We start from the raw sequence: 22064 nt of genomic DNA, 5'->3' as shown, positions 1-22064 counted from the left end.
GGCCGGAGGAGATGTTCACCTCGGCCCAGGTCGGGCTGGCGGAACTGGCGCTGTCCGGCTGCACGATGACGTCGGACCATCTGTATCTCTACCCGAACGGGTCGCGGCTGGACGACACCATCGCGGCGGCGGGCGAGGTGGGCCTGCGCTTCCATCCGACGCGGGGGGCGATGTCGATCGGGGTCAGCGCCGGGGGACTGCCGCCGGACAGTCTGGTGGAGCGGGAACCGGCGATCCTGGAGGACATGATCCGGGTGGTCGACCGCTTCCACGATCCCCGACCGGGGTCGATGCTGCGGGTGGGGCTCGCGCCCTGTTCGCCCTTCTCGGTCAGCCGCGAGCTGATGCGGGACGCGGCCCTGCTGGCGCGCGGCAAGCGGGTGATGCTGCACACCCATCTGGCCGAGAATGACGAGGACGTGGCCTATTCCCTGGCGCAGTTCGGCTGCCGCCCTGGGCAGTATGCCGAGGATCTGGGCTGGACTGGGGCGGATGTCTGGCATGCGCATTGCGTGAAGCTTGATAGTTCGGAAATTGAACTTTTTGGCCGGTCAAGGACCGGGGTTGCCCATTGTCCATGTTCGAATTGTAGACTCGGTTCGGGGATCGCGCCGGTGCGCGCCATGCGGGATGCGGGGGTGAAAGTGGGGTTGGGGGTGGATGGGTCGGCTTCGAACGACGCGGGCAACCTGGTGGCCGAGGCGCGGATGGCGATGCTTCTGCAACGGGTCGCGCGGGGGGCGGATGCGATGAGCGCCCGCGAGGTGCTGGAGATCGCGACGCTGGGCGGGGCAAGGGTGCTGGGGCGCGACGATCTGGGATCGGTCGAGCCCGGCAAGCGGGCGGACCTGGCGGTCTGGGACATGCGGGGGGTGGAGGCGGCGGGAAGCTGGGACCCGGTCGCGGCGCTGGTCCTGAGCGGGCCGACGCGGGTGCGGCATCTGGTGGTCGAGGGACGGCAGGTGGTGCGGGACGGGCAGATGGTGACGCTGGACCTCGCCTCCGTGCTGGACCGGCAGCGGCACCTGGCGGTGCGGCTGGCCGGGTAGGGGCTGGATTTCCAGCCCTTTCGCTTTCCGGGCCGGGGCGGCAAGGTGCGCGGCATCTGATCCCTGGAGAGCCCAATGCGTGTGATTGCCAGCCTTGCCCTTTTCCTCGCCAGTGCCCTGCCGGCAGTGGCGGAGAATGTGCTGTCGGAAGCCAGCGGCAACTGGGCGGGTGAGTCGGGGGAGGGGTTCAGCTTCCTCGCCCGGCTGACCCAGAACGAGGATATGGCGCGGCTGGTGATCTGGGGCGGGAACCCCGGCAGCGCGGCACTGGCCGAGGGTGAGCCGCAGTTCGACAACCCGGTGATCGCGCTCGGGGCCTTCGCGACGAAACAGGCGCTGGAGGTCGTCGAGGGCGCGGATGGCAGCGTGCTGCAGATCGTCACCGACTATGCCGACGAGGAGGGGACGGGGCGGATCGTCACCGAGCTGCAGTTCCTGGACAACCAGTTCACGGTGGTGGGCTATCACCACACGGGAGAGCTGGCCGGGAAGGCCTTCGCCTGCGACGTCGATCTGTGGAAGATGACGGCGGTCGAGGATGGCGAGACACGGGTGCTGGAGCCGGTGGGGTTCGAGGCGCTGAATGCGTCGGACTGGACCTGGGACGCGGCCTATGAGCGGGGCTTCTGTCACCGCGCCGAGTGAGGTAGAAGGGCCGCAGGAGGCCCGTCATGGACCACAATTTCGAAGCCCAGCGTCGCGAGACCTATGATACCTTCCGGCAGTCGAAGGGGATCAGCCTGCCGAAGACGGCAGTGGTCGAGTATGCGTTCTTCATCGAGGAAAATGATGCGAGCTGGCCCGCGCTGGAGCGGGCCTTGCGGATGGAGGGGTTCCAGACCCGGCGGTTGAAGGACGGGGAGACGCTGATCGCCTCGATCGGACCGATCGCGGTGACGGCGGAGGAGATCTGGAAATACGAGCGGATCGCGACCTCGATCGCGTTGAAGCATGATTTCTACCCGGATGGCTGGGAGCTGGCGGAGTAGCTGTCCACGGTGGACAGAATTTTCGACCCAGGAAAATCAAGGGGTTGCATTCGCGTGTTCAGCTGGCCTTTACCATGCTGGTCGGGTCCCCCCACCCCCGACCCCTCCCCACGGAGGGGGAGGGGAGGCGATTGGGGCTGGTGCTGCGCGAGGCGATTGTCGGCATCGCGGGTTGGGGACGGTTGTCAAATTGAGCGCCTGCGGCGCGCGCCTTTTGTCTCGGCTCTGCGCGTGAAGGACGCGCAGAACCTCGGACGGCCTCCGGCGGGGATATTTGGGCAAATGTGAAATGGTTGTGGGTCAGTCGGGGATGCGTTTGCCGCCGACCCAGACCTCGGCAATCGCGCGGTCGTCGCCCATCATGATGGTGGGGAAGAGCTGCTGCCAGAGGTTCTCCGCCCGCCGCGTTGCCTGTTCGATGGCGGGGGTGGAGGCGAGGTCGATCACCACGAGGTCGGCCTCCATGCCGGGGGCGAGGTTGCCGATCTTGTCCTCGGAGCGCAGCGCGCGGGCGGAGCCTTGCGTGGCGAGCCACCAGAGCTGGGCGGGGTGCAAGGACTGGCCGCGGAGCTGGGCGACTTCATAGGCGGCGGCCATCGTGGGCAGCATCGAGAAGTTCGAGCCGCCGCCGGTGTCGGTGGCGAGGCCGACGCGGAGATGCTGGGCCAGCGTCATGTCGAAGAGGCCGGAGCCGATGAAGGTGTTCGAGGTCGGGCAGTGGACGAGGCTCGCCCCGACCTCGATCAACCGCGATTTCTCACGGTCGGTCAGGTGGATGGCATGGCCGTAGACGGCGCCTTCGCGGAGCAATCCTTGCGCTTCGTAGGTGTCGAGGTAGTCGCGGGACTGCGGGAAGAGGTCCTGCACCCAGGCGATTTCGTCGGTCTGTTCGGAAAGGTGGGTCTGCATCAGGCAGTCGGGATACTCGCGCCAGAGCGCGCCCAGGGCCGCGAGTTGTTCGGGGGTGGAAGTGGGCGAGAAGCGGGGAGTGATGACGTAGGAGAGGCGGTCCTGGCCGTGCCATTTCTTTAGCAGGTGCTTCGAATCGTCATAGGCCGTTTGCGCCGTGTCGCGCAGGCCCTCCGGGGCGTTGCGGTCCATGCAGGTTTTCCCGGCGAAGACCCGCATTCCGCGCGACCGGGCGGCGGTGAAGATGGCGTCGACGGATGTAGGGTGGATGGTGGCGTAGGAGCAGACGGTGGTGGTGCCGCGCGCGAGGACGAGGTCGAGGTAGCGGTTGGCGATCTCCTCGGCGTAGGCGGGATCGGCGAAGCGCATCTCTTCGGGGAAGGTGTAGCTGTTCAGCCAGTCGATCAGCCGCTTGCCCCAGCTCGCGATGATCGCGGTCTGCGGATAATGGACATGGGCGTCGATGAAGCCCGCCGAGAGGAGTTTGCGCCCGTGGTCATGCACACGGGCCTGCGGGTAGCGGGCGCGCAGGGTAGCGGCCTCGCCAACGGCGGCGATGCGGGTGCCCTCGATGGCGACGGCGCCGTCGGTGAGGACGCGGGCGGCTTCGAGCCCTTGGGAAAAGGGGTCGCCGCTGTAGGTCAGGACTTGGCCCAGGATCAGGTCGGTCATGCAGCCCCCTTTCAAACCCGGCCAAGGTAGAGGGATTCCGGGCTTTGGCAAATTTTCCTCATACGATCTTGTCTTGAAACTGTTTCGCAAAAGCGCGAAGGCCCGAACCTGGGACGACGACGGCGGGCGACAGGCTTTGCCGGGACCGGAAATCCCGGCTAGGGTCGGGCCGAGGCGACGGGGGTGGCATGGCGGAAGCGGTCAGAAACACGGCCGAAGGCTTGGATGCCGAGCTGGTCGAAGCGGCGCTGGATGCGGCGCGGGCAGGCGATGCGGCGCGGGTCGAGGCGCTGCTGGAGCCGGTGCACCCGGCCGACGTGGCCGACCTTCTGGAGCAGGTCAGCGAGACCGACCGCGATGCGCTCTTGGCGATGGGCTCGGCGGTCATCGACGGCGAGGTGCTGTCCGAGATCAGCGATGCGATCCGCGAGGAGGTGCTGGACGCGCTGCCGGACGACGTGGTGGCCGATGCGCTGCGCGAGCTGGATTCCGACGATCTGGTCGACATCGTCGAGGATCTGGAGGCCGAGGATCAGGGCCGCCTGCTGGGCGCGATGGATGCGGCCGACCGGGTGGCGGTGGAGCAGGCGCTGGCCTGGCCGGAGCATTCCGCCGGGCGCCTGATGCAGCGCGAGCTGGTGGTGGCGCCGGAGCATTGGACCGTCGGCGAAGCGATTGATTTCCTGCGCAAAGCCGAGCATCTGCCGGACCAGTTCTACCACGTGATCCTGGTCGATCCCCGGATGTCCCCGGTGGGCTATGTGACGCTGGGCCGCGTGCTGTCGGCGGCGCGGGGCGTGAAGCTGAAGGCGATCACCGAGGACAGTTTCCGCACCGTCCGGGCCACCGACGAGGAGGCCGATGTTGCCTATATCTTCAACCAGTATCACCTGATTTCCTGCCCCGTCGTCGATGGCTCCGGGCGGCTGGTGGGGGTGATCACCATCGACGATGCGATGATCGTGCTGGACGAGGAGCACGAGGAGGACATGCTGCGTCTGGCCGGTGTCGGCGACGAGGCGGATGTCAGCGACGGGGCGCTGGAGACGGTGAAGCAGCGGCTGCCCTGGCTGGTGGTGAACCTGTTCACCGCGTCCCTGTCGGCGCTGGTGATCAGCCAGTTCCAGAACACGATCGCGACTCTGGTGGCGCTGGCGGCGCTGATGCCGATCGTGGCCTCGACCGGGGGGATTGCGGGGACGCAGTCGCTGGCGGTGGCGGTGCGGGCCTTGGCGACGCGCGACCTGACGCGGGCGAACGCGGGGCGGGTGGTGCGGCGGGAATTGCTGGCCGGGCTGATGAACGGGGTCGGGCTGGCGCTGATCCTGGGCGCGGCCGGGGTGCTGATCTTCGGCGACTGGCATCTGGGGGCGGTGCTGGCGCTGGCGATGATGGTGAACCAGGTGGTGGCGGCGCTGGGGGGGGTGCTGGTGCCCTTGACTCTGGAGCGGATGGGGCTGGACCCGGCTTTGGCCTCGGGGACGTTCGTGACGACGCTGACGGATGTGATGGGGTTCTTTGCCTTTCTGGGGCTGGCGACGGTGATGCTGACATGACGGATGTGAAGGCGGTTGCACGGGCCGAGGCCTTTGCGCGGCGGGCGGAGGCGTTTGCCGTGGGGCAGGGGCAGGCGGCGGAAATTCTGGCGGATTACCTGGCGCCGCATCGGGGCAAGGTGCTGTCGGGCTACATGCCGATGCGGTCGGAGATCGATCCCTTGCCGGCGATGGCGGCGCATCAGGGGCCGGTGGGGGTGCCGGTGATCCTGGCGAAGGCCTCGCCGCTGCGGTTCCGGGAATGGTCGCCGGGGTGTCGGCTGGTGGAGGGGGCGTTCAAGGCGCTGATCCCGGAGGAGGGGGCCTGGGTCGAGCCGGAGGTGGTGATCGTGCCGATGCTGGCCTTCGACGCGCGGGGCTACCGGCTGGGCTATGGCGGGGGGTTCTACGACCGGACGCTGGAAGGGTTGCGGGCGAAGGGGCCGGTCATTGCGGTGGGCTTTGCCTTTGCGGCGCAGGAATTGGCGGAGGTGCCCACGGACGCGTTCGATCAGCGGCTGGATGCGGTGGTGACGGAAAGGGGCGTCACGGTTTTCGCGTGACGCCCAAAATTCTTAAGGAAGAATTTTGACAAATTCCTTGCTTAAGGAATTTGGGCCCCGGATCAGTGCGAGATCTCTTCCTGGCGGACGAACATGTTGCCCCAGGCGCGGTCGATGAGTTCGGGGGTCATCTGGTAGGGGATGTTCTCGAACTCGCAGACCGCGATCATCTGGTCGATCATGAAGACCGGCTGGTAGTTCGCGTAGTTGTTGGCGATGGTCGGGAACCGGACCTTCATCAGGTGCATCAGCGCGGTTTCGTCCAGCGGCATCTTCTTCTTGCGGGCGACCATCGCGAAGATCTTCAGGAAGTTCTCTTGGCTGGGGCCGTCGATCTTGATCTTGAAGAAGATCCGGCGCAGCGCGGCGCCGTCGAAGATCTGGTTGGGGTGGAAGTTGGTCGAGAAGATCACCAGCGTGTCGAAGGGGACGGTGAATTTCTCGCCCGATTGCAGGGCGAGGATGTCGCGGGATTCCTCCAGGGGCACGATCCAGCGGTTGACGATCTTTTGCGGCGGTTCGGCCTGGCGACCAAGGTCGTCGATGATGAAGATGCCGCCGGTTGCTTTCAGCTGCAGGGGCGCCTGGTAGGTGCGGGCGGTGGGGTTGTACTTGAGGTCGAGCATGTCGAGGCTGAGTTCACCGCCGGTGATCACCGAGGGGCGTTCGCAGTAGACGTAGCGGTTGTCGAACTTGTTCGAGGTGCGGCGCAAGGAGTTCGGGTCGTCGACGGCGGTTTCGGCGGCGGAGTGGACGATGGGGTCATAGACGCTGATGATCTGGCCGGAATATTCGATGGCGCGCGGGACGTAGACCTTGTCGCCAAGGGCGGCACGGATGCCGTGCGAGATCGAGGATTTCCCGTTGCCGGGCGGGCCGTAAAGCAGGATCGAGCGGCCCGAGGTGACGGCGGGGCCGAGGTTGTCGATCAGGTCGGGCGGCAGGATCAGGTGGCCCATGCCGGAGAGGAGCTGTTCGCGGTTCAGCCGGATGTCGCGGACCGACTGGCGCTTGATCTGGACCTGGTAGTCGGCGAGCGGCACCGGCATCGCGCCGTAGTATTCCGACTGCGAGAGCGAATCGAGCGCGCGGGCTTTGCCGGCATCGGTCAGCTCGTAGCCCATCTCGTTGCCGGCGGTCGCGTGCATGGTGCCGGTCGCGGTCACCAGTTTCTGCGTGCGGCAGAGGTCCATGAGTTCCTGCGTCAGCGGGACCGACAGGCAGATCGCCTTGGCCAGGACCGAGACCTGGTCCTGGTTGGTGCGGAACATCGTCTTGAGGAAAATGTCCCGCATCATCACGGTCGACAGCCCGGTTTCGGCCAGAGACCGGGGCGACGGCGGCGGTTGAACCCCGGAAACAGGGGCAGAAACCGGGGCTTCAGCGTTCATTCGACAAGCTCCGTGGACAATCGCAGCAAAGCGCTTCGATTTGAGTCGTAAACGTAACTTGTGTCAGCCTTGTGGCCAGAGGGCGGCAAGAAGGTAGAAGACCACGATGGAAGAGAGCGCCAGGCCGAAGGGGAAATAGCGGCGACGGGTCCAGCTTTCCCAATCCGGAGTCGCGTTCCTGACGAAGGGCAGGCTGCGCAGGACGCGGTGCAGGAACAGCGCGCCGATCATGCAGACGAAGGTGATCAGCAGGATCGCACCGATGTCGCCACCGACGAAGATACCCGCCATCGCGGCGGCGAACTTGGCGTCGCCCGCCCCGAAGGTGCCGGTCAGATACATCAGGAACCCGGCGACGAAGACGATGGCCATCAGCGCGAAGCCCCAGAACCAGAGCGCCCAGGTCGGCACCACAAACCAGCCCAGAAGCGGCCAGACGGCCGCCATCGCCAGCACGGCGGCGTTCGGGATCTTCATTCGCTTCAGGTCCGAAAAGGCTGCCCAGATCGAAATGGGCAGCACCGGGACCAGAAGGATCATCGCATCGGTCGGTTCGAGCATCAGGTCTTCACATTCGCATCAAGGGCTTCAAGGCTGCGCACGGCGGCCTCGAAATACTTGGGGTGGGTCTCGATCGCCTGGTTCAGAAGGCCCTTGCCAACCGAAACGTCGCCCTGCTTGATCGCGGCAAGCGCCATCGTGTACAGAAGCTCTGCCCGTTCTGTCTGGGTCATCTTGACCACCGGCAGATCATATTTGCGCTGCGCGGCCCGGGCCAGAACCAGGTTGTTCTTGGCGGTGAAAAGCTGGGGATCGTAGGTCAGCGCCTCGATGAACAGCTTCTCGGCACCCTGCTTGTCGCCGCGTGTCAGCTTGGAGAAGCCCCAGTTGTTCAGCACCCCGGCCGGCGTCGTGGTCAGGCCTGCAGCGGTTTCATAGAAGCTGTCGGCCTTCTTCCAGTTCTTGTCCGAATCCGCCACCATCGCTTCCAGCCGGTAGCGGTCGAAGCTTTCGTGGGTCGGCGGGATCTGGTTCAGTTCGGCCTTGGCCTCGGCCCACTGGTTCGAGCGGATCAGCGCATCGGCCAGCATCACCCGGTCTTCCGGCGTGGCTTCGGGATGGGCCACGACCTGCCGCCAGACCTGGGCGGATTCCGTGGTCTTCTGCGCCCGGATCAGCGAGCGCGCCAGCCCGCGCATCACGTCGATGCGATCAGGGTTCTGCGCCAGCGTGCGGGTGAAATACTCTACCGCCTCATTCGGGTCGGCGACGGAGAGCATCACGTCGTTGAGGTTGGATTCGTCGATGACGTTGACGTCCTTGAGGGCCCTTTGCACCTGGGCGTCAGAATTGTTCTGACAGGCCGAAAGGAACACTGCGCCGCCAAGGCACAGCAGGATAGAAACCGGATGGCGCATCTTAAGCGTCCTTTTTATTGACTGCCCGTTGCCTGACTTGGCGTGTCGCCGTCTAGAGATCGGAGAGAAGGACGAACTTGCCCTTTTCCTGCCGGACCAGGCGGAACCCGCTTTCTTGTTCTTCTTGGGTTGGATCATACACGCTCGCCTCGCTTTGGGCGATAGCGAGCATCAGATTTTCGCGGATCGAGTCCGTTTCGCCACTATCCAGGGCAAAGGCCTTCTGGAACATGACGCGGGCCTCGCCGTAATTGTCCTGCTCCATCAGCACGACGCCGAGGTTGTTGAGCGCAGGCACGAAATTCGGGTCAAGCTCAAGCGCGCGGCGGAGGATCTTTTCGGCCTGGCCAAGCCGCCCGAGCGCCAGATTGGCCGAGCCGATGGCGGAGAGCACGTCGGCGTTGATGCCGACCTCTCCGGCGCCGCGCAGATAGGCCTTGAGCGCAAGCTCGGGCTCGCCCGCAGCCATCAGGCGGTGGCCGACTGTCATGCCGTCGACGCCCTGGCCGTGGCTGTCGGCGCCATAGGGGCTGTTGCGTGAAACGCCAGTGGCCGGCGTGCAGCCGGCCAGCAGGGCAGTGCAGACAATCAACATCGCCGCTTGGCGCAAGTCACACCCTGTTCAAACCTCAAAGGCCGCCTGCAAGCTGGGTGAGCATTGTCACCATTCCGTACACAGAAGGCCCGATCAGAATGACCAGAAGCGGCGGAACTGTAAACATCATAGTGCCGAGAGTGAGTTTCGTCGGCAGCATGTTGGCCTTTTCTTCCGCGCGCATGATGCGCTTGTCGCGCATGTCGGCGGAATAGACCCGCAGCGCATCGGCGATCGAAGTGCCGAAGGTCGCGGACTGGATGATCGTGGTGACGAAGGAGGCGACGTCGGGCACGCCGACCCGTTCGGCCATGTCCTTGAGGACCGAGATCCGCTCTTTCCCGGCCTTCACCTCTTGCGCGACCATGTCGAATTCGTCGGCCAGCGCGGGATAGCCGGCCCGGCTTTCCTTGCCGACGCGGATGATCGACTGGTCGAGCGACTGGCCTGCCTCGACGCAGACGAGCATCAGGTCGAGCGCGTCGGGGAAGCCCTGGATGATCTCGGTCTGGCGCTGGTTCACCCGCTTGTTCACCCAGTAGCGCGGAATGTAGTAGCCGATGGCGCAGGGCAGCAGGCTGTGCAGGAGAAGCGAGGTCATCGTCATCTCTTGCGAGAAGGACTTGACCAGCGCGATGATCAGCCCGCCGATGAGGAACAGGATCGCCAGCAGGAACTGGATGGCGTGGAACATCCTGACCGAGTTCTTGCCGCTGTAGCCGGCCCGCAGCATCTGCAGCTTGGCGGCCGAAAGCTCTTCCTTCTTCTGGGGCTCTAGGAAGTGGGCGAACTTTTCAAGCTTGTCGACCTTTTCGGTCTTGCGCAGCGCCCGCTTCTTTTCCTGGCTGGTCTTCGGAACCTGGTCCTTCAGCTCGCGGAAGCGGTCGCGCTGGCGCTTCATCACCACCGGCAGCGCCAGGAGGATCAGCAGCATCCCGAGGAGGCCGATGCCGAGGAGGGGGGCCATCGGACCGAAACGTTCGGTCATGCCGTTGAGAAAATCGGAGAGAAAGCTCATGGATCGACCTACACTTTTATGTTGGTCATCACCTTCATGTAGATGATGTTGATGATCAGGAAGGTGACGACGAAAAGCGCCGCCGGGACATAGGCTGCGGTTTCCTTGACCTCGTCATAGTAGTCGGGCTTGATCACGTTGATCAGGACCAGCGCAAGGATCGGGAAGCCCGAGAGGAACATGCCCGACCACTTGGCTTCCGCGGTGATGGCGCGGACGCGGCGGAAGAGCTTGAAGCGGGCCCGCACGACCTTGGACAGGCCCTCAAGGATCTCGGCGAGGTTGCCGCCGGACTGCTGCTGGATCGAGACGGCGACGGCAAGGAAGCGAAGGTCCTGGCTGTCCATCCGTTCGGCGAAGGCCTTGAGCGATTCCGCCACGTCGCGGCCATAGGCGGCCTCGTCGGCGATCACGCCGAATTCCGATCCCAGCGGATCGGGGATTTCCTTGGCAACGATGCCGATCGCGGTCGAGAACGGGTGGCCGACGCGCAGCGAGCGGACCATCAGTTCGATGGAATCGGGGAGCTGCTCTTCCAAGAGGCTCATCCGCTGCTTGGCAGTGCGGTTCACCCAAACGAAGACCCCGCCGACGCCCATGAGAATACCGAGGATCGCCCGCAGGCCCAGCTCGGCCGAGGTGAAGACCGACAGCATCAGGAAGGCGAAGACCGACAGAAGTGCCATGATCCCGATCAGGGCCTGGGGCGAGAAGGCGATGTTCGCCCGCTGCGCCTTCTTGGCCAGCATCGAATAGAGCGGGATGTTCTTCGCGTTCAGGTGCTGGTTCATCTCCTTGCGGAGTTGTTCCAGCACCTGTTCGCGGTTGGCGTTCTTTTCCAACAGCGTCAGCCGACGGCTGACCTTCGAGTTCAGGCTGATGGATTTTCCGAAGACGATCAGATAGATGCCGTTGACGATCACGACGACCGCAACGAAGATCATGAGGTAGATGAGGGGGGCGGTGCTGATCTGCATGGCGGTCAGATGATCGGTTCGTAGATCGAGGCGGGGAGGTCGAAGCCCCACTGGCGGAAGCGGTCGGAGTAGGCGGAGCGGATGCCCGTCGCGTTGAAGCGACCGATGATCTTGCCCGAAGGCTCGACCCCCATGCGTTCGAAGCGGAAGACCTCCTGCATCGAGATGACCTCGCCCTCCATGCCGGTGATTTCGGTCACGCTGGTCATGCGGCGGGTCCCGTCCTGCAGGCGGCTGGCCTGGACCATCAGGTTCACGGCCGAAGCGATCTGGCTGCGGACGGCCTTCAAGGGCATCTCGATCCCGGCCATCGCGACCATGTTTTCCAGACGGCTGATCGCATCGCGCGGGTTGTTGGCGTGGATCGTGGTCATCGAGCCGTCGTGGCCGGTATTCATGGCCTGCAGCATGTCGATGACTTCCTCACCCCGGGTTTCCCCCACGATGATGCGGTCAGGGCGCATACGAAGCGCGTTGCGCAAGCAGTCGCGTTGCGTCACGGCGCCTTTGCCCTCGACGTTCGCAGGGCGGCTTTCCATCCGGCCGACGTGGACCTGCTGGAGCTGAAGTTCGGCGGTGTCTTCGATGGTCAGCACGCGCTCGTGGTTGTCGATGAAGGACGACAGGGCGTTGAGCGTGGTCGTCTTGCCCGAGCCGGTACCGCCGGACACGATGATGTTCAGGCGGCAGCTAACGGCGGCCTGGAGATAGGCGGCCATTTCCTCGGTGAAGGCGCCGAAGCGGACGAGGTCTTCGATCCTGAGCTTGTCCTTCTTGAATTTCCGGATCGAGACGAGCGAGCCATCCACCGCGATCGGCGGGATCATGCAGTTGAAACGGCTGCCGTCCTGCAGGCGGGCGTCGCAGTAGGGGTTGGATTCATCGACGCGACGGCCCACGGCGGAGACGATCTTGTCGATGATGCGCAACAGGTGGCGTTCATCGCGGAAGGTCACGTCGGAGAGTTCCAGCTTGCCCGCGCGTTCGATGAAGATGCGCTTCGGGCCGTTGACCAGGATGTCGTTGATCGTCTCGTCCTTCAGAAGCGGCTCCAGCGGACCAAGGCCCATGACCTCGTCATAAAGCTCCTGGGTCAGCGCGAGGCGGTCTTCCTTGTTCAGCGCGACGGACATTTCGTCCAGCGCCTCGGTCGCGAGGGCGGCGATTTCGCCGCGCAGGGACTGCTCGGTGGCGGATTCGATGGCCGACAGGTTCAGGTCTTCGAGAAGGCGCTTGTGGATCTCGACCTTGAGTTCGGTCAGCCGTTCCTTGCGCTTCTTTTCCTTGTCGGCGGCAATCGCCTCGGCGGCGGCGCGCTGCGGGACGGCGGCCTGGGCCTGGGCGCGGGCGGCAAAGGCCGCCTTGTCGGCCGGAGCCGCGGCAGGCGCGGGAGCGCCGGGTGCGGGGCGGGCGCCGGGAGTGTCTTTCTTGAATCGGCTAAACACTGGTCATTCCCCTTGTTCAGGCTTTGGCGGATTCCGCCGACTTGTTGATTTCATACAATGACTTGGCGAGTTTCTGCAGTTCCTTGCGCAGCGGGTTCTTGCCCGCGCTTTCCGCGATGGGCAGCCCGTGGTCGTTGGCTTGCGTCACCTGTTCGCCGCCATCGGGCAGCTGAACCTCGATGTCGATGTCCAGGCTTTCCGCCATGCGCTTGACCCGGGCCTTGGCCGAGAGGTCGGTGAACTTGGGCGCGCGGTTCAGAACATAGCGCACCTTGTCATGCGGCAGTGCCTCGGCCTTCAACGCGCGGACGAAGCGCAGGATGTTCTGGGCCGAGCGCAGGTCAAGCTCGAGCAGGGCGAAATAGACATGGGCGCGGGTCAGGACGGCCTCGGTCCAGGCGACGACTGTTGACGGCATGTCGACGATCACGAAGTCGAAGTTCGCCTGGGCGGTATCGAGGATGCGACCGACATCCTCGGGCGAGACCATTTCCAGCGGCAGCATGTCGGCCGGAGCGGTGAAGACATGCAGCTTGTCGTTGAAGGTCAGCATCGACTTGATCAGCGAATCCGCGTCGATCGAGGCGGTGTCGGTCAGAATTTCCAGCACCGCTTCCTTGCGCGGCAGGTCGAGGTAGGTGGCGATCGAGCCGAATTGCAGGTCGAGGTCGATCACGCAGACGCGCATCCCGTCGGTATCCGGCGTCAGCGCCAGTTCCCAGGCGAGGTTGGCGGCGAAGGTGGTGGCGCCGACGCCGCCCGCCATGCCGTGCACGGGAAGGATGACGCCGTTGCGGTCACCCTTCGGCTTGAAGACCGGATTGAAGGCGCCGGTTTCCGGGTCGTAGCCTTCCGGCATGACCGGCGCGGGCTTGCGCAGACGCTCGATCGCGTCATGCAGCGCGCCTTCGGGCAGCGGGTAGGGGACGAAATCGTCGGCTCCGAGCTTCAGCATCTGGTGCAGGACCGAGGGGCTGACCTGGTTGGCGATGAGCAGGACCTTGATCTTCTTGGCTTTCGCCGCCTTGATCACGTCGTTCATCTTCGACAGTTCGGATTCATCCTCGCTGTCGACGGCGATGGCGACGAACTGCATCCCGGTGCTGTCAGGCTGCTTGAGGAAGACGAGCGCGTCTTCGAAGTTGAGATCGCCCCAGGCTTCACCCAGCTCCTGCTCCATGTCGTCGATGAGCAGGTCGAATCGCTGCACGTCACGGGAAATGGTGCAGGCGAGGATCGGTGCCGGATCGCTCTGAACTGTGGCTTTGCTCGTCATCTCGCGTCGCGTCCTTTCGGTACGGGGTCGTTATCTTCTGGTCTTCCAATGGGTTACCGCGCCAATCCAGGTGGCGGCCTTACCCAGGGACCGCAGACCCCTGAACTTACCCTACAGGTCGGACCTTGTTCAAAAATGGTGGCGATAATTGGGCTAAAAATGCCTGTTTCTGGGATTATCACGAATATGGAAACGAAGAGGCCGGGCACTGGGCCCGGCCTCTGATCTGGCATGGGATCGGGATCAGCCGCCGCTGGCGTCTGCGGCGATGCCCTGGTGCGGGCGGACGGCGCTGTCGACATAATCGCGCCAGATGATCGCGGCATACTTGCCGTTCAGCACCAGCGGATGCGACTTCACGAAGCCCGACACCTCGGTCACGGTGCGGCGGTTACGCACTTCGGCCTGGTTCGTGGCGATGATCGGCCGCGTTTCACCGTAGGATACCACCGCCTCCAGCCGCGAGCGGCTGATGCCGAGCGAGGTCAGATAGGCAACGGCCGCCTGGGCCCGGCGCAGGCCGAGGCGCTGGTTGTAGCCGTTCGAGCCGACCTTGTCGGTATGGCCGAAGACGCGGAAGCGAACCTCGGGGAACTGGCGGATGAAGTTCGCCTGTTTCTGCAGGATCGCGCGCGCCTCGTCCGACAGGTCGGCGCTGTTGAAGGCGAAGTTGATCGTGTCGGGAACCTCGGCCGCGAAGCGTTCGGCCAGCGCCACGGTGTAGGACATCTCACCCGTCTGGATGAGCGTGTTGTTCATCGTGGCGTTGCCGAACTGGCCCTTGTCGACTTCGGAACCAAGCTCGCGGTCCCAGCTTGTCGAGGTTTCTCCGCAGGCGGTCAGCGCGAGGAGGGCGGAGGCTGCAAGCAGCTTGGGAAGCATGCGGGTCATCTCCTTACTCCATCACATAGCCGTAGGACGAGCTGAAGTCCTGCCGCGCCACTTCGGCCGCAGCACCCTTCTTCGGGCTAGTGGCCACGTCGCCGAACAGGAACAGTTCGCGTTCGGTCGGGATGCGGACCCGGTCGGTCGGCAGCGCCAGAGCCTCGCCCGCGACGGGCGTGACCAGGTGCGGCGTCACGATGACGACCAGTTCGGATTGCGAGCGCTGGTATTCCGAGCTGCGGAACAGCGCGCCGAGGATCGGGATGTCGCCGACCCAGGGAAGCTGCGAGTTCACGTCCCGGAAATCGTCCTGGAGAAGGCCCGCGATGGCGAAGCTCTCCCCGTCGCGCATCTCCACCGTGGTCGAAGTCTCACGCCGCTTGAAGGCGGCGATGGTGAACTCGCCCGAGGTGAAGCCGTTCGCGGGGTCGATCGAGGAGACGGCCGCGTCGATGGTCAGGTTGATGATGTCCTGGTCGACGACCACCGGGGTGAAGTTCAACTCCACGCCGAAGGGCTTGAATTCGACCGTGACGGTGTTGTTGTCCTGCGCGATCGGCACCGGATATTCGCCGCCGGCGAGGAACTTCGCCTCTTGCCCGGAAAGGGCGGTCAGGTTCGGTTCGGCAAGGGTGCGGACCATGCCCTTGGATTCCAGGGCTTCCAGCAGCACGTCGAACTCCAGTCCGCCGATCGAGCCGCCAAGGCCCACGGCGCCGGTGACGTTGGCGCGATAGGGCACGTTCTCACCCGCCGCGATCAAGGCACCCGCGCCGAGCAGGGTGCCGGTTTCGCCGCCGAGCTGGCCGCCGTCGCCGAATTTCAGCGAGGAGGAGAAGTTCTTGGTGATCGAACGGTTCATTTCCGCGAAGCGCACCTTGAGCATGACCTGCTGCGTGCCGCCCACGACCATCAGGTTCGATACCCGGTCGGGCGCGTAGCGGCTGGCAAGGTCAAGCGCGCGGTCAAGCTTGGCGGTCGAGGAGACCTGGCCCGAAAGCACGATGCCGTCGTTGGCGGTGCGAACCTCGATGTTCTCGCCCGGGAGGATCTGCTGCAGACGCTCCTTGAACTCGGCGATGTCGGGCGTGACGTGCACGTCGACGTTCGAGATCAGCGTGCCTTCGGGCGAGAGCAGCGTGAGCGTCGTCCGCCCCGGCGCCTTGCCCAGCACATAGATGGATTTGTCCGACAGCGTCGAGATATCGGCGATGCCCGGGTTCGCGATCGAAAGCTCGGCAAACGGGACGTCGCTTTCAACGACAACGGCCCGGTTCATCGGAACGTTGAGTGCTTCACTGGCCTGGCCCTGCATGACGCGCAGGACTTCGGCGGAGACCGGCGTCAGCGCCGTCGATGCGAGAATCGCACCAAGATAGCCTGCTACCAGGAGTCGTTTCATGTTCATGTGATCTGCCCTTTCGACCACGCCTCGTTTGGGTCTTGAACGCCCTTGTGGATCGCAGAATGAACCAGCCCCGGTTTTTTTGCAAGAATCAATGCTTTGGGGGGAATAGTTGATGTGGGTAAACTGCAACAGGTCGCAAAGGGTTGAAAAATGGAAAGGGCGCGGCCCCAGATAATGTGGCCGCGCCCCAGGGTTGTGCAGAGGGAAGGTCAGTTCTTGCAGGGGATCTCGACGTTGGTGTCGACCAGCACGCCGCCGCTGCGCTGCTTGGCGTAGCACTTCTTCACTTCCGGCACGACAACCTCGGGGGCAACCTCTTCCTTCTGGATGCCAAGCATGTCGTTGGTGTTGGTTTCGACCGTGCCCTCGACGACTTCGGTTGCGTCGCGGGCGAGCGAGAGCGTGAGCTGCCCGGTCGCCTGCGCCTGGGCCAGACGCGCGACCTGTTCCGGTGTAGCGGCAACGGTCACGGTCTGAGCCTTGGAATCACCCTCGACCTGACCTTCGTTGATGACGTTGTCGACCGCGATCACCAGAATCGCGCTTTCGATCTGCCGAGTGATGCCGCCCTCGACGCCGGAGACGTTGCCGGTCCAGAGGATGTCGATGTAGTCGTCGGGCTTGACGAAGTTCGAGATGCCGGAATCCCGGCCAACCCGGATCGCGAAGGCGCGTTTGCCCTTTTCCAGTTTCGAGATCAGGCTGGAGAGTTGCCCCGGTTCGGTGACGCGGCTGGCAAGGACCGGCTCGTAAGCCTCGGTCGTGCGCATGATGTAGCGCGGGCCGGTGGCATTTTCGGGGAAGAGTGCGGCCTTGTCGCGGAAGATGGTCGCCGGCAGAGATTTTTCCGGCCAGTAGATCAGCTTGACGTCATCTTCCGCCAGGGCATCGCCGTATTTCTTGGGCTTGGCGAAGACATAGACCTCGACCAGCTTGCCGGCCTTGGCGTTGAACGCCTTTTCCTGTTGCAGCGCGGTCTCGAGGTCGGCCATGTAGCCCTGGATCATGTAGACGGCCATGCCGGCCAGAGCCATGCCGACAAGAAGGACCAATGCGAATACTGCTCTCATCTCTATCCTCTGAATGCTGGGGGCGGAGAGTGGATATGCCGCTGCCGCCCCGGCGCTTGTTCTAATGTGACAAGGGCGCCCCATCAAGACAATGGAAGGGCGCCCTTGTGGTCATGTTGTGAACGGACCTTAGTTGGTCGGGTCCAGATCGTTATACTCGCTGATCGAAATGCCGATAGCCTCGGCCAGGTTCGAGATCGGGGATGACAGCATGGGCGCGATGACCATCGCGATGGCCACCACGCCGGAGCACAGAACGACGAAGTCGACGGTGACGGCACCCTCTTCGCTTCGCAGGAAATCCAGCAGGTGTTTCATCGAGAGCCTCCCGTCACGGACCAGTCGTTCACGTTGAAGTATCCTTGCAGTTGATTAAGGCGAAACTGCAGCGGATGTCTGGCGTTTGAGGGAACACGGCGGCGAATCTGTCTGATTTCGTCGGGGCAGAACAGCCAAAACATGAAGGGCCGCCCTCCCGTTGAAGCGCAGCCCCGTGGTCGAATGATCGTGGTTGGATCAGCAGGTCTTGCCGTCCGAGGTCATGCAGGTCTTGGCGCTTTCCAATTCGGTGCCGATCTGCTCGGCCAAGTTCGAAACGGCCGGGCGGACGAAGTTGAAGATCAGGAGGCCGAGGCCCACGACGGCGGCGGTCAGAACCACCCAGTCAACGGTCACGGCGCCGGTTTCGTCTTTCAGGAAAGCGGAGAGCCTGGTCATGGTCATTTCCCTTTCAAAGGTGTTCAGGTGCCTCGAAACCGCGTCGAACTGGCGAAGTGTCGCGCCACTGTCGCTCGGTATGGACATATATAGCCAGCGAATCGTGGCAGGATTTTGGACTGGGCTGGAAAAATCCAACATGGCTGCTGACGGTCGGGATTCGATCTATCAAAATGATTATAAAGAAAAATTTACGTCACGCTGCCGCTGGCGGGGTCGGATTGTGGCGAGCGCCTGACATAATCTGGGGCGTTTTCGCCCATTGAACCCGGAAACTGCGGGAAAGCGAGGGGTACCGATTCGGAGAGGCGGTGACCACATGCCGCGTGCGCTCAGGCCTGGTTGCGGGCCGGGCCGTCGGTCTCGCCGGAGACAGCGGCCAGCCTGGCCCGGATATGCAACTGGCCACGCTTCTTGCGAAGCGTGGCCAGTCGTTCGTCAGACGGATCGTCAGATCAGCAGGTCTTGCCGTCCGAGGTCATGCAGGTCTTGGCGCTTTCCAGTTCGGTGGCGATCGCCCCGGCCAGGTTCGAGACGGCCGGGCGGACGAACGTGAAGATCAGGAGGCCGAGGCCCACGACGGCGGCGGTCAGAACCACCCAGTCAACGGTCACGGCGCCGGCTTCGTCTTTCAGGAAAGCGGAGAATTTGGTCATGGTCTTGTCCCTTTCTGAGGAGCATCAAACTGTGGGTCAACCGCTTCGATCTGGCCTTTCGATCCTGCCGTTCTCGTTCGGTATGACCTTATATGGCCCCCCAAACGTGGCATCAGTTTGGACAATGGCCGATATTTTCAGGACAAGGCCGAAGGGTGCGATGGAAATGGCTAAGGTACAGAAAACAAAGAAAAGAAATCTTAGGACCCTGTTCATCTTTAGGTGATAGTACGTGGTTTTTCGGTCAATTCGGGCAGAATTGCCATGATTGGGGTGCAAAACTGCTGGCCGACGGTGGGGGAAGCTGCGATTCTTCCGGCAAAACGACAAGGCGAGCAGGCCACCAAAATGCAAAAGATCTCGTGGATCGCAGCGATTCTCTGCGTCTCCGCCCCGCTGGCGGCAGGTGCGGACGACTTCACCTTCAAGCGGATCAAGGTCGGTGGCCTGCCCGGCAAGCGGATCACGGTGCAAATCGACCCCGAAGAACAGGCGCGCTACCTGGCGGCCCTGCCGAAGGTGGACCCGAGCCCGGTGCATGACCACGAGGATCAGAAGGCTGCGGACGAGGCGACCGGAAAGCCGGGGCCGGCTGTCGCCCCGGCGTCGTCCTATGCCTGGTACTGGGACAAGGTGCCGACCGACATCGGGGCGAAGGCTGACCGCTTCGACCTGGCGCTGGCCTCGCTGTCGGACGGGCCGGACGGCACGGTGGTGGGTGCGCCGCGCCTGCAGCACATGCAGGAAGTGGCGGACGAATATGGCAAGGACATCCTGCGTGCGACGCTGGACACCAATGTCTCGCCCGCGCTGGTGCTGGCGGTGATCGGGATCGAGAGCGCGGGCCGGTCGGACGCGGTCAGCTCGGCGGGCGCGGTGGGGTTGATGCAGCTGATCCCGGCGACCGCAGAGCGGTTCGGGGTGAAGGATGCGACCGACCCGGTGCAGAACATCCAGGGCGGCGTGGCCTATCTGGACTGGCTGTTGAAGGAGTTCGACAACGATCCGGTGATGGTGCTGGCGGCCTACAACGCGGGCGAAGGGGCGGTGCGCGCCAATTCCGGCGTGCCGCCCTATGCCGAGACGCGGGACTATGTGCCGAAGGTGCTGGCCGCCTGGCAGGTGGCGCAGGGGCTTTGCGTCAGCCAGCCGATGCTGGTGACGGACCCCTGCATCTTCCGCACCGACATTGCCGGGCTTTAGACGAAGACGTCAGCCCATTCGGGGTGTTTCTTCCGCGTGGCGTTCACGAAGGGGCAGAGGGGGACGACCTTGAAGCCGTCCTTCCGGGCCGCCGCCACGAGCGCTTCCACCAATGCAAGACCCGCGCCGGTGCCCCGGAAACTGTCCGGGACGCCGGTGTGGTCAGCAATGATCAGCGTGGGCGTGGTGACCGAATAGGTCAGTTCCGCCTCGTCCCCATCCTTGCGGATGACGAAGCGGCCCTTGGTTTCCCCATGTTCGCGGGTGACGATGTGGTCAGACAATTGTCGCCTCCGTTGCTGCGCGCACCTCGGCTGCGGTGACACCGGGGGCGCATTCGACCAGCTTCAGGCCGCCCGGGACGACATCGAGGACGCAAAGGTTGGTGATGATCCGGTTGACCACCGCCTTGCCGGTGAGTGGCAGGGTGCAAGCCTTCAGCACTTTCGACTCACCGTGCTTCGAGGTGTGGTCCATCACCACGACCACGCGACCGACGCCCGCGACGAGGTCCATCGCGCCGCCCATGCCCTTCACAAGCTTGCCGGGGATCATCCAGTTCGCGAGGTCGCCGTTCTCGGCCACTTCCATCGCGCCCAGGATCGCCATTGCAATCTTGCCGCCGCGGATCATCGCGAAGGACTGCGCAGAGTCGAAATAGGCGGTCTGCGGCAGTTCGGTGATGGTCTGCTTGCCGGCGTTGATCAGGTCGGCATCCTCCTCACCCTCGAAAGGAAAGGGTCCCATGCCGAGCATCCCGTTCTCGGATTGCAGGGTGACGCTGACACCCTTGGGGATGTAGTTCGACACCAGCGTCGGGATGCCGATGCCAAGGTTCACATAGGTGCCGTCGCGAAGTTCCTGCGCGGCGCGGGCGGCCATGCCGTTGCGGTCCCAGCCTTTGGTTTCCTCGGCCATCATGCGTTCTCCCGCTTGCGGGTGGTGCGGTTCTCGATCCGCTTTTCGTGTTTGCCGGTGATGATGCGGTGGACGTAGATCCCCGGCAGGTGGATGGTGTCAGGGTCAAGCGAGCCCAGCGGCACGATTTCCTCGACCTCGACCACACAGGTCTTGCCGCAGGTGGCGGCGGGGACGTTGAAGTTGCGCGCGGTCTTGCGGAAGACGAGGTTGCCCGAGGGGTCCGCCTTCCAGGCCTTGACGATGGCAAGGTCGGCGACGATGCCGCGTTCGAGGATATAGGTCTTGCCGTCGAAGTCGTGGTGTTCCTTGCCCTCGGCGATCACGGTGCCGACGCCGGTCGCGGTGTAGAAGCCGGGGATGCCTGCACCACCCGCCCGCATCCGTTCGGCAAGCGTGCCCTGCGGGTTGAATTCCAGCTCCAGCTCTCCCGACAGATACTGGCGCATGAATTCGGCGTTCTCGCCCACATAGGACGAGATCATCTTCCTGACCTGCCGGGTTTCCAGGAGTTGCCCGAGGCCGAAGCCATCGACGCCCGCATTGTTCGAGGCGACGGTGAGGCCCTTGGTGCCCGCGTCGCGGATGGCGGCGATCAGAAGCTCGGGGATGCCGCAGAGGCCGAAGCCACCGGAGGCGATGAGCATGCCGTCGTGCAGAAGCCCGTCGAGGGCCGCGGCGGCGCTGGGGTAGATCTTGTCCATGATGTTCTCCTCCCGCGGTCCCGGCTGTTGCGGGACCATCGGCCTGCGCTGATCCTGAAAGATTGCGCCGGGGGCTGCCATCCGTAAGAATACTTATATGGCTAAGTAGAGGGCAGGAATGCGCGACATTGAACGGCTGGCCTTCCAGCACGCGCCGGATGCGACGCTGATCCTGTCCGAGCGGGTGATCCTGCGGGCCTCGTTGCGGGTGGAGGCGGTGTTCGGCTGGCCCCCGCGCGAGCTGGAGGGGCAGTCGATCCGGCTGCTTTATCCGGGCCAGACGGACTATGAGCTGATCGGCGAGCGGGCACGGAAGGCGATGGGGGCGGTGCCGGTCTACCGCGATGAGCGCTTCATGCGGCGGAAGGACGGGCAGGTGGTGTGGATGGAGGGCCACGGCACGGCGCTGGACCGCGACGATCCACAGCGGCTGGCGATCTGGACCTATCGGCCACTGGAGACGGGCGGGACGGGGGCGGGGCCGCTGACGGCGACGGAAAAGCGGATCGCGCGCTATCTGGTGAACGGCTTCACCTCGAAGGAGATCGCGCTGGCGATGGGGTCTTCGCCGCGCACCGTGGAGGTCCACCGGGCGAACATGATCCGCAAGATGGGGGTCAGGAACAGCTTCGAACTGGTCAGCCGGTTGCTGGCGGCGGGGTAGCG

25 protein-coding genes are annotated in these 22064 nt (G+C 64.1%); 7 read left to right on the top strand and 18 right to left on the bottom strand.

The window, feature by feature from the left end; translation table 11 throughout:
• The 3 genes from ACE3P6_RS15950 to ACE3P6_RS15940 form a co-directional block, all read left to right on the top strand.
• The coding region (locus ACE3P6_RS15950) for an 8-oxoguanine deaminase (protein ID WP_374396929.1) at positions 1 to 1049 on the top strand (1049 nt) is incomplete at its 5' end.
• A 75-nt stretch (positions 1050 to 1124) separates the two neighbouring features.
• On the top strand, positions 1125 to 1694 hold the full coding sequence (locus tag ACE3P6_RS15945) for a hypothetical protein (RefSeq protein ID WP_374396926.1): 570 nt from the start codon (positions 1125 to 1127) through the stop codon (positions 1692 to 1694).
• A 26-nt stretch (positions 1695 to 1720) separates the two neighbouring features.
• Entirely contained in the window at positions 1721 to 2038 is a 318-nt protein-coding gene (locus ACE3P6_RS15940; RefSeq protein WP_374396923.1) for a ribonuclease E inhibitor RraB, read from the top strand.
• 300 nt (positions 2039 to 2338) lie between these two features.
• Here the strand turns inward: ACE3P6_RS15940 and guaD are convergent, their stop codons facing one another.
• A complete protein-coding gene (gene guaD / locus ACE3P6_RS15935; RefSeq protein ID WP_374396920.1) occupies positions 2339 to 3619 on the bottom strand; it encodes a guanine deaminase in 1281 nt (426 codons plus the stop codon).
• A gap of 188 nt (positions 3620 to 3807) precedes the next feature.
• On the opposite strand from guaD, the gene mgtE reads away from it, so the two are divergent.
• Both mgtE and ACE3P6_RS15925 read left to right on the top strand, forming a co-directional pair.
• Complete coding sequence (mgtE, locus tag ACE3P6_RS15930) at positions 3808 to 5175, top strand: magnesium transporter (RefSeq protein WP_374396918.1); 1368 nt, start codon at positions 3808 to 3810, stop codon at positions 5173 to 5175.
• Positions 5172 to 5717 carry a 5-formyltetrahydrofolate cyclo-ligase gene (locus ACE3P6_RS15925; protein ID WP_374396916.1) on the top strand — a complete coding sequence of 182 codons (546 nt, stop codon included), beginning with the start codon at positions 5172 to 5174 and terminating at the stop codon, positions 5715 to 5717. The genes mgtE and ACE3P6_RS15925 overlap by 4 nt, the downstream gene beginning before the upstream one ends.
• A gap of 62 nt (positions 5718 to 5779) precedes the next feature.
• Here the strand turns inward: ACE3P6_RS15925 and ACE3P6_RS15920 are convergent, their stop codons facing one another.
• From ACE3P6_RS15920 to ACE3P6_RS15855, 14 genes are all read right to left on the bottom strand, one after another.
• Positions 5780 to 7108 carry an ATPase gene (locus ACE3P6_RS15920; protein ID WP_374396914.1) on the bottom strand — a complete coding sequence of 443 codons (1329 nt, stop codon included), beginning with the start codon at positions 7106 to 7108 and terminating at the stop codon, positions 5780 to 5782.
• Between the two features lie 63 nt (positions 7109 to 7171).
• A complete protein-coding gene (locus ACE3P6_RS15915) occupies positions 7172 to 7669 on the bottom strand; it encodes a prepilin peptidase (RefSeq protein ID WP_374396912.1) in 498 nt (165 codons plus the stop codon).
• The gene (locus tag ACE3P6_RS15910) at positions 7669 to 8526 is read right to left on the bottom strand and encodes a tetratricopeptide repeat protein (RefSeq protein WP_374396909.1); all 858 of its coding nucleotides are present in this window, start codon (positions 8524 to 8526) and stop codon (positions 7669 to 7671) included. The genes ACE3P6_RS15915 and ACE3P6_RS15910 overlap by 1 nt, the downstream gene beginning before the upstream one ends.
• Before the next feature lie 52 nt (positions 8527 to 8578).
• Complete coding sequence (locus ACE3P6_RS15905) at positions 8579 to 9136, bottom strand: tetratricopeptide repeat protein (RefSeq protein WP_374396907.1); 558 nt, start codon at positions 9134 to 9136, stop codon at positions 8579 to 8581.
• A gap of 19 nt (positions 9137 to 9155) precedes the next feature.
• A complete protein-coding gene (locus ACE3P6_RS15900) occupies positions 9156 to 10139 on the bottom strand; it encodes a type II secretion system F family protein (protein ID WP_374396904.1) in 984 nt (327 codons plus the stop codon).
• 8 nt (positions 10140 to 10147) lie between these two features.
• On the bottom strand, positions 10148 to 11116 hold the full coding sequence (locus tag ACE3P6_RS15895) for a type II secretion system F family protein (RefSeq protein ID WP_374396902.1): 969 nt from the start codon (positions 11114 to 11116) through the stop codon (positions 10148 to 10150).
• A 5-nt stretch (positions 11117 to 11121) separates the two neighbouring features.
• Positions 11122 to 12561 carry a CpaF family protein gene (locus ACE3P6_RS15890; protein WP_374396899.1) on the bottom strand — a complete coding sequence of 480 codons (1440 nt, stop codon included), beginning with the start codon at positions 12559 to 12561 and terminating at the stop codon, positions 11122 to 11124.
• Positions 12562 to 12577: 16 nt separating this feature from the next.
• Complete coding sequence (locus ACE3P6_RS15885; RefSeq protein WP_374396897.1) at positions 12578 to 13837, bottom strand: CpaE family protein; 1260 nt, start codon at positions 13835 to 13837, stop codon at positions 12578 to 12580.
• A gap of 243 nt (positions 13838 to 14080) precedes the next feature.
• Complete coding sequence (locus ACE3P6_RS15880) at positions 14081 to 14728, bottom strand: OmpA family protein (RefSeq protein ID WP_374396894.1); 648 nt, start codon at positions 14726 to 14728, stop codon at positions 14081 to 14083.
• A 4-nt stretch (positions 14729 to 14732) separates the two neighbouring features.
• On the bottom strand, positions 14733 to 16130 hold the full coding sequence (locus ACE3P6_RS15875; protein ID WP_374396892.1) for a type II and III secretion system protein family protein: 1398 nt from the start codon (positions 16128 to 16130) through the stop codon (positions 14733 to 14735).
• A gap of 209 nt (positions 16131 to 16339) precedes the next feature.
• Entirely contained in the window at positions 16340 to 17200 is an 861-nt protein-coding gene (gene cpaB / locus ACE3P6_RS15870) for a Flp pilus assembly protein CpaB (RefSeq protein WP_374396889.1), read from the bottom strand.
• Between the two features lie 129 nt (positions 17201 to 17329).
• A complete protein-coding gene (locus ACE3P6_RS15865; RefSeq protein ID WP_374396887.1) occupies positions 17330 to 17518 on the bottom strand; it encodes a hypothetical protein in 189 nt (62 codons plus the stop codon).
• 198 nt (positions 17519 to 17716) lie between these two features.
• Entirely contained in the window at positions 17717 to 17917 is a 201-nt protein-coding gene (locus tag ACE3P6_RS15860) for a hypothetical protein (RefSeq protein WP_374396884.1), read from the bottom strand.
• A gap of 455 nt (positions 17918 to 18372) precedes the next feature.
• Positions 18373 to 18573: a hypothetical protein gene (locus tag ACE3P6_RS15855; RefSeq protein ID WP_374396882.1), complete on the bottom strand. Its 201-nt coding sequence runs from the start codon at positions 18571 to 18573 to the stop codon at positions 18373 to 18375.
• 348 nt (positions 18574 to 18921) lie between these two features.
• Between ACE3P6_RS15855 and ACE3P6_RS15850 the strand changes: the two genes are divergently transcribed.
• A complete protein-coding gene (locus ACE3P6_RS15850; RefSeq protein WP_374396879.1) occupies positions 18922 to 19776 on the top strand; it encodes a lytic transglycosylase domain-containing protein in 855 nt (284 codons plus the stop codon).
• Here ACE3P6_RS15850 and ACE3P6_RS15845 read toward each other — a convergent pair.
• Genes ACE3P6_RS15845 through ACE3P6_RS15835 form a run of 3 tightly spaced genes read right to left on the bottom strand, consistent with a single transcriptional unit; the run spans position 19773 to position 21398 of the window.
• Complete coding sequence (locus tag ACE3P6_RS15845; protein WP_374396877.1) at positions 19773 to 20060, bottom strand: GNAT family N-acetyltransferase; 288 nt, start codon at positions 20058 to 20060, stop codon at positions 19773 to 19775. The genes ACE3P6_RS15850 and ACE3P6_RS15845 overlap by 4 nt on opposite strands.
• A complete protein-coding gene (locus ACE3P6_RS15840) occupies positions 20053 to 20694 on the bottom strand; it encodes a 3-oxoacid CoA-transferase subunit B (RefSeq protein ID WP_374396939.1) in 642 nt (213 codons plus the stop codon). The genes ACE3P6_RS15845 and ACE3P6_RS15840 overlap by 8 nt, the downstream gene beginning before the upstream one ends.
• Positions 20694 to 21398, bottom strand: coding sequence for a CoA transferase subunit A (locus tag ACE3P6_RS15835; RefSeq protein ID WP_374396874.1), 705 nt, complete (start codon positions 21396 to 21398; stop codon positions 20694 to 20696). Before ACE3P6_RS15835 ends, ACE3P6_RS15840 begins: the two co-directional genes overlap by 1 nt.
• A gap of 118 nt (positions 21399 to 21516) precedes the next feature.
• Between ACE3P6_RS15835 and ACE3P6_RS15830 the strand changes: the two genes are divergently transcribed.
• Positions 21517 to 22062 (top strand): LuxR C-terminal-related transcriptional regulator, encoded by a 546-nt coding sequence (locus tag ACE3P6_RS15830; RefSeq protein WP_374396871.1) that lies wholly within the window; start codon positions 21517 to 21519, stop codon positions 22060 to 22062.
• Positions 22063 to 22064 lie beyond the last annotated feature (2 nt).

It is taken from the genome of Tabrizicola sp. (assembly GCF_041911175.1).
Lineage (GTDB): Bacteria > Pseudomonadota > Alphaproteobacteria > Rhodobacterales > Rhodobacteraceae > Tabrizicola.
Note: the sequence above shows the minus strand (reverse complement) of the source record. Positions and strands in the feature narration are given on the sequence as shown.

What these genes read in the sequence shown, in the direction of transcription:
- ACE3P6_RS15945 (WP_374396926.1), top strand. Translation starts at nt 1,125, where the DNA reads ATGCGTGTGATTGCCAGCCTTGCCCTTTTCCTCGCCAGTGCCCTGCCG.
- ACE3P6_RS15855 (WP_374396882.1), bottom strand. Translation starts at nt 18,573, where the DNA reads ATGACCAAATTCTCCGCTTTCCTGAAAGACGAAGCCGGCGCCGTGACC.
- ACE3P6_RS15895 (WP_374396902.1), bottom strand. Translation starts at nt 11,116, where the DNA reads ATGCAGATCAGCACCGCCCCCCTCATCTACCTCATGATCTTCGTTGCG.
- ACE3P6_RS15900 (WP_374396904.1), bottom strand. Translation starts at nt 10,139, where the DNA reads ATGAGCTTTCTCTCCGATTTTCTCAACGGCATGACCGAACGTTTCGGT.
- ACE3P6_RS15915 (WP_374396912.1), bottom strand. Translation starts at nt 7,669, where the DNA reads ATGCTCGAACCGACCGATGCGATGATCCTTCTGGTCCCGGTGCTGCCC.
- ACE3P6_RS15860 (WP_374396884.1), bottom strand. Translation starts at nt 17,917, where the DNA reads ATGACCAGGCTCTCCGCTTTCCTGAAAGACGAAACCGGCGCCGTGACC.
- ACE3P6_RS15885 (WP_374396897.1), bottom strand. Translation starts at nt 13,837, where the DNA reads ATGACGAGCAAAGCCACAGTTCAGAGCGATCCGGCACCGATCCTCGCC.
- ACE3P6_RS15880 (WP_374396894.1), bottom strand. Translation starts at nt 14,728, where the DNA reads ATGACCCGCATGCTTCCCAAGCTGCTTGCAGCCTCCGCCCTCCTCGCG.
- ACE3P6_RS15835 (WP_374396874.1), bottom strand. Translation starts at nt 21,398, where the DNA reads ATGGACAAGATCTACCCCAGCGCCGCCGCGGCCCTCGACGGGCTTCTG.
- guaD (WP_374396920.1), bottom strand. Translation starts at nt 3,619, where the DNA reads ATGACCGACCTGATCCTGGGCCAAGTCCTGACCTACAGCGGCGACCCC.
- ACE3P6_RS15850 (WP_374396879.1), top strand. Translation starts at nt 18,922, where the DNA reads ATGCAAAAGATCTCGTGGATCGCAGCGATTCTCTGCGTCTCCGCCCCG.
- ACE3P6_RS15875 (WP_374396892.1), bottom strand. Translation starts at nt 16,130, where the DNA reads ATGAACATGAAACGACTCCTGGTAGCAGGCTATCTTGGTGCGATTCTC.
- ACE3P6_RS15865 (WP_374396887.1), bottom strand. Translation starts at nt 17,518, where the DNA reads ATGAAACACCTGCTGGATTTCCTGCGAAGCGAAGAGGGTGCCGTCACC.
- ACE3P6_RS15940 (WP_374396923.1), top strand. Translation starts at nt 1,721, where the DNA reads ATGGACCACAATTTCGAAGCCCAGCGTCGCGAGACCTATGATACCTTC.
- ACE3P6_RS15830 (WP_374396871.1), top strand. Translation starts at nt 21,517, where the DNA reads ATGCGCGACATTGAACGGCTGGCCTTCCAGCACGCGCCGGATGCGACG.
- mgtE (WP_374396918.1), top strand. Translation starts at nt 3,808, where the DNA reads ATGGCGGAAGCGGTCAGAAACACGGCCGAAGGCTTGGATGCCGAGCTG.
- ACE3P6_RS15910 (WP_374396909.1), bottom strand. Translation starts at nt 8,526, where the DNA reads ATGCGCCATCCGGTTTCTATCCTGCTGTGCCTTGGCGGCGCAGTGTTC.
- ACE3P6_RS15840 (WP_374396939.1), bottom strand. Translation starts at nt 20,694, where the DNA reads ATGGCCGAGGAAACCAAAGGCTGGGACCGCAACGGCATGGCCGCCCGC.
- cpaB (WP_374396889.1), bottom strand. Translation starts at nt 17,200, where the DNA reads ATGAGAGCAGTATTCGCATTGGTCCTTCTTGTCGGCATGGCTCTGGCC.
- ACE3P6_RS15925 (WP_374396916.1), top strand. Translation starts at nt 5,172, where the DNA reads ATGACGGATGTGAAGGCGGTTGCACGGGCCGAGGCCTTTGCGCGGCGG.
- ACE3P6_RS15920 (WP_374396914.1), bottom strand. Translation starts at nt 7,108, where the DNA reads ATGAACGCTGAAGCCCCGGTTTCTGCCCCTGTTTCCGGGGTTCAACCG.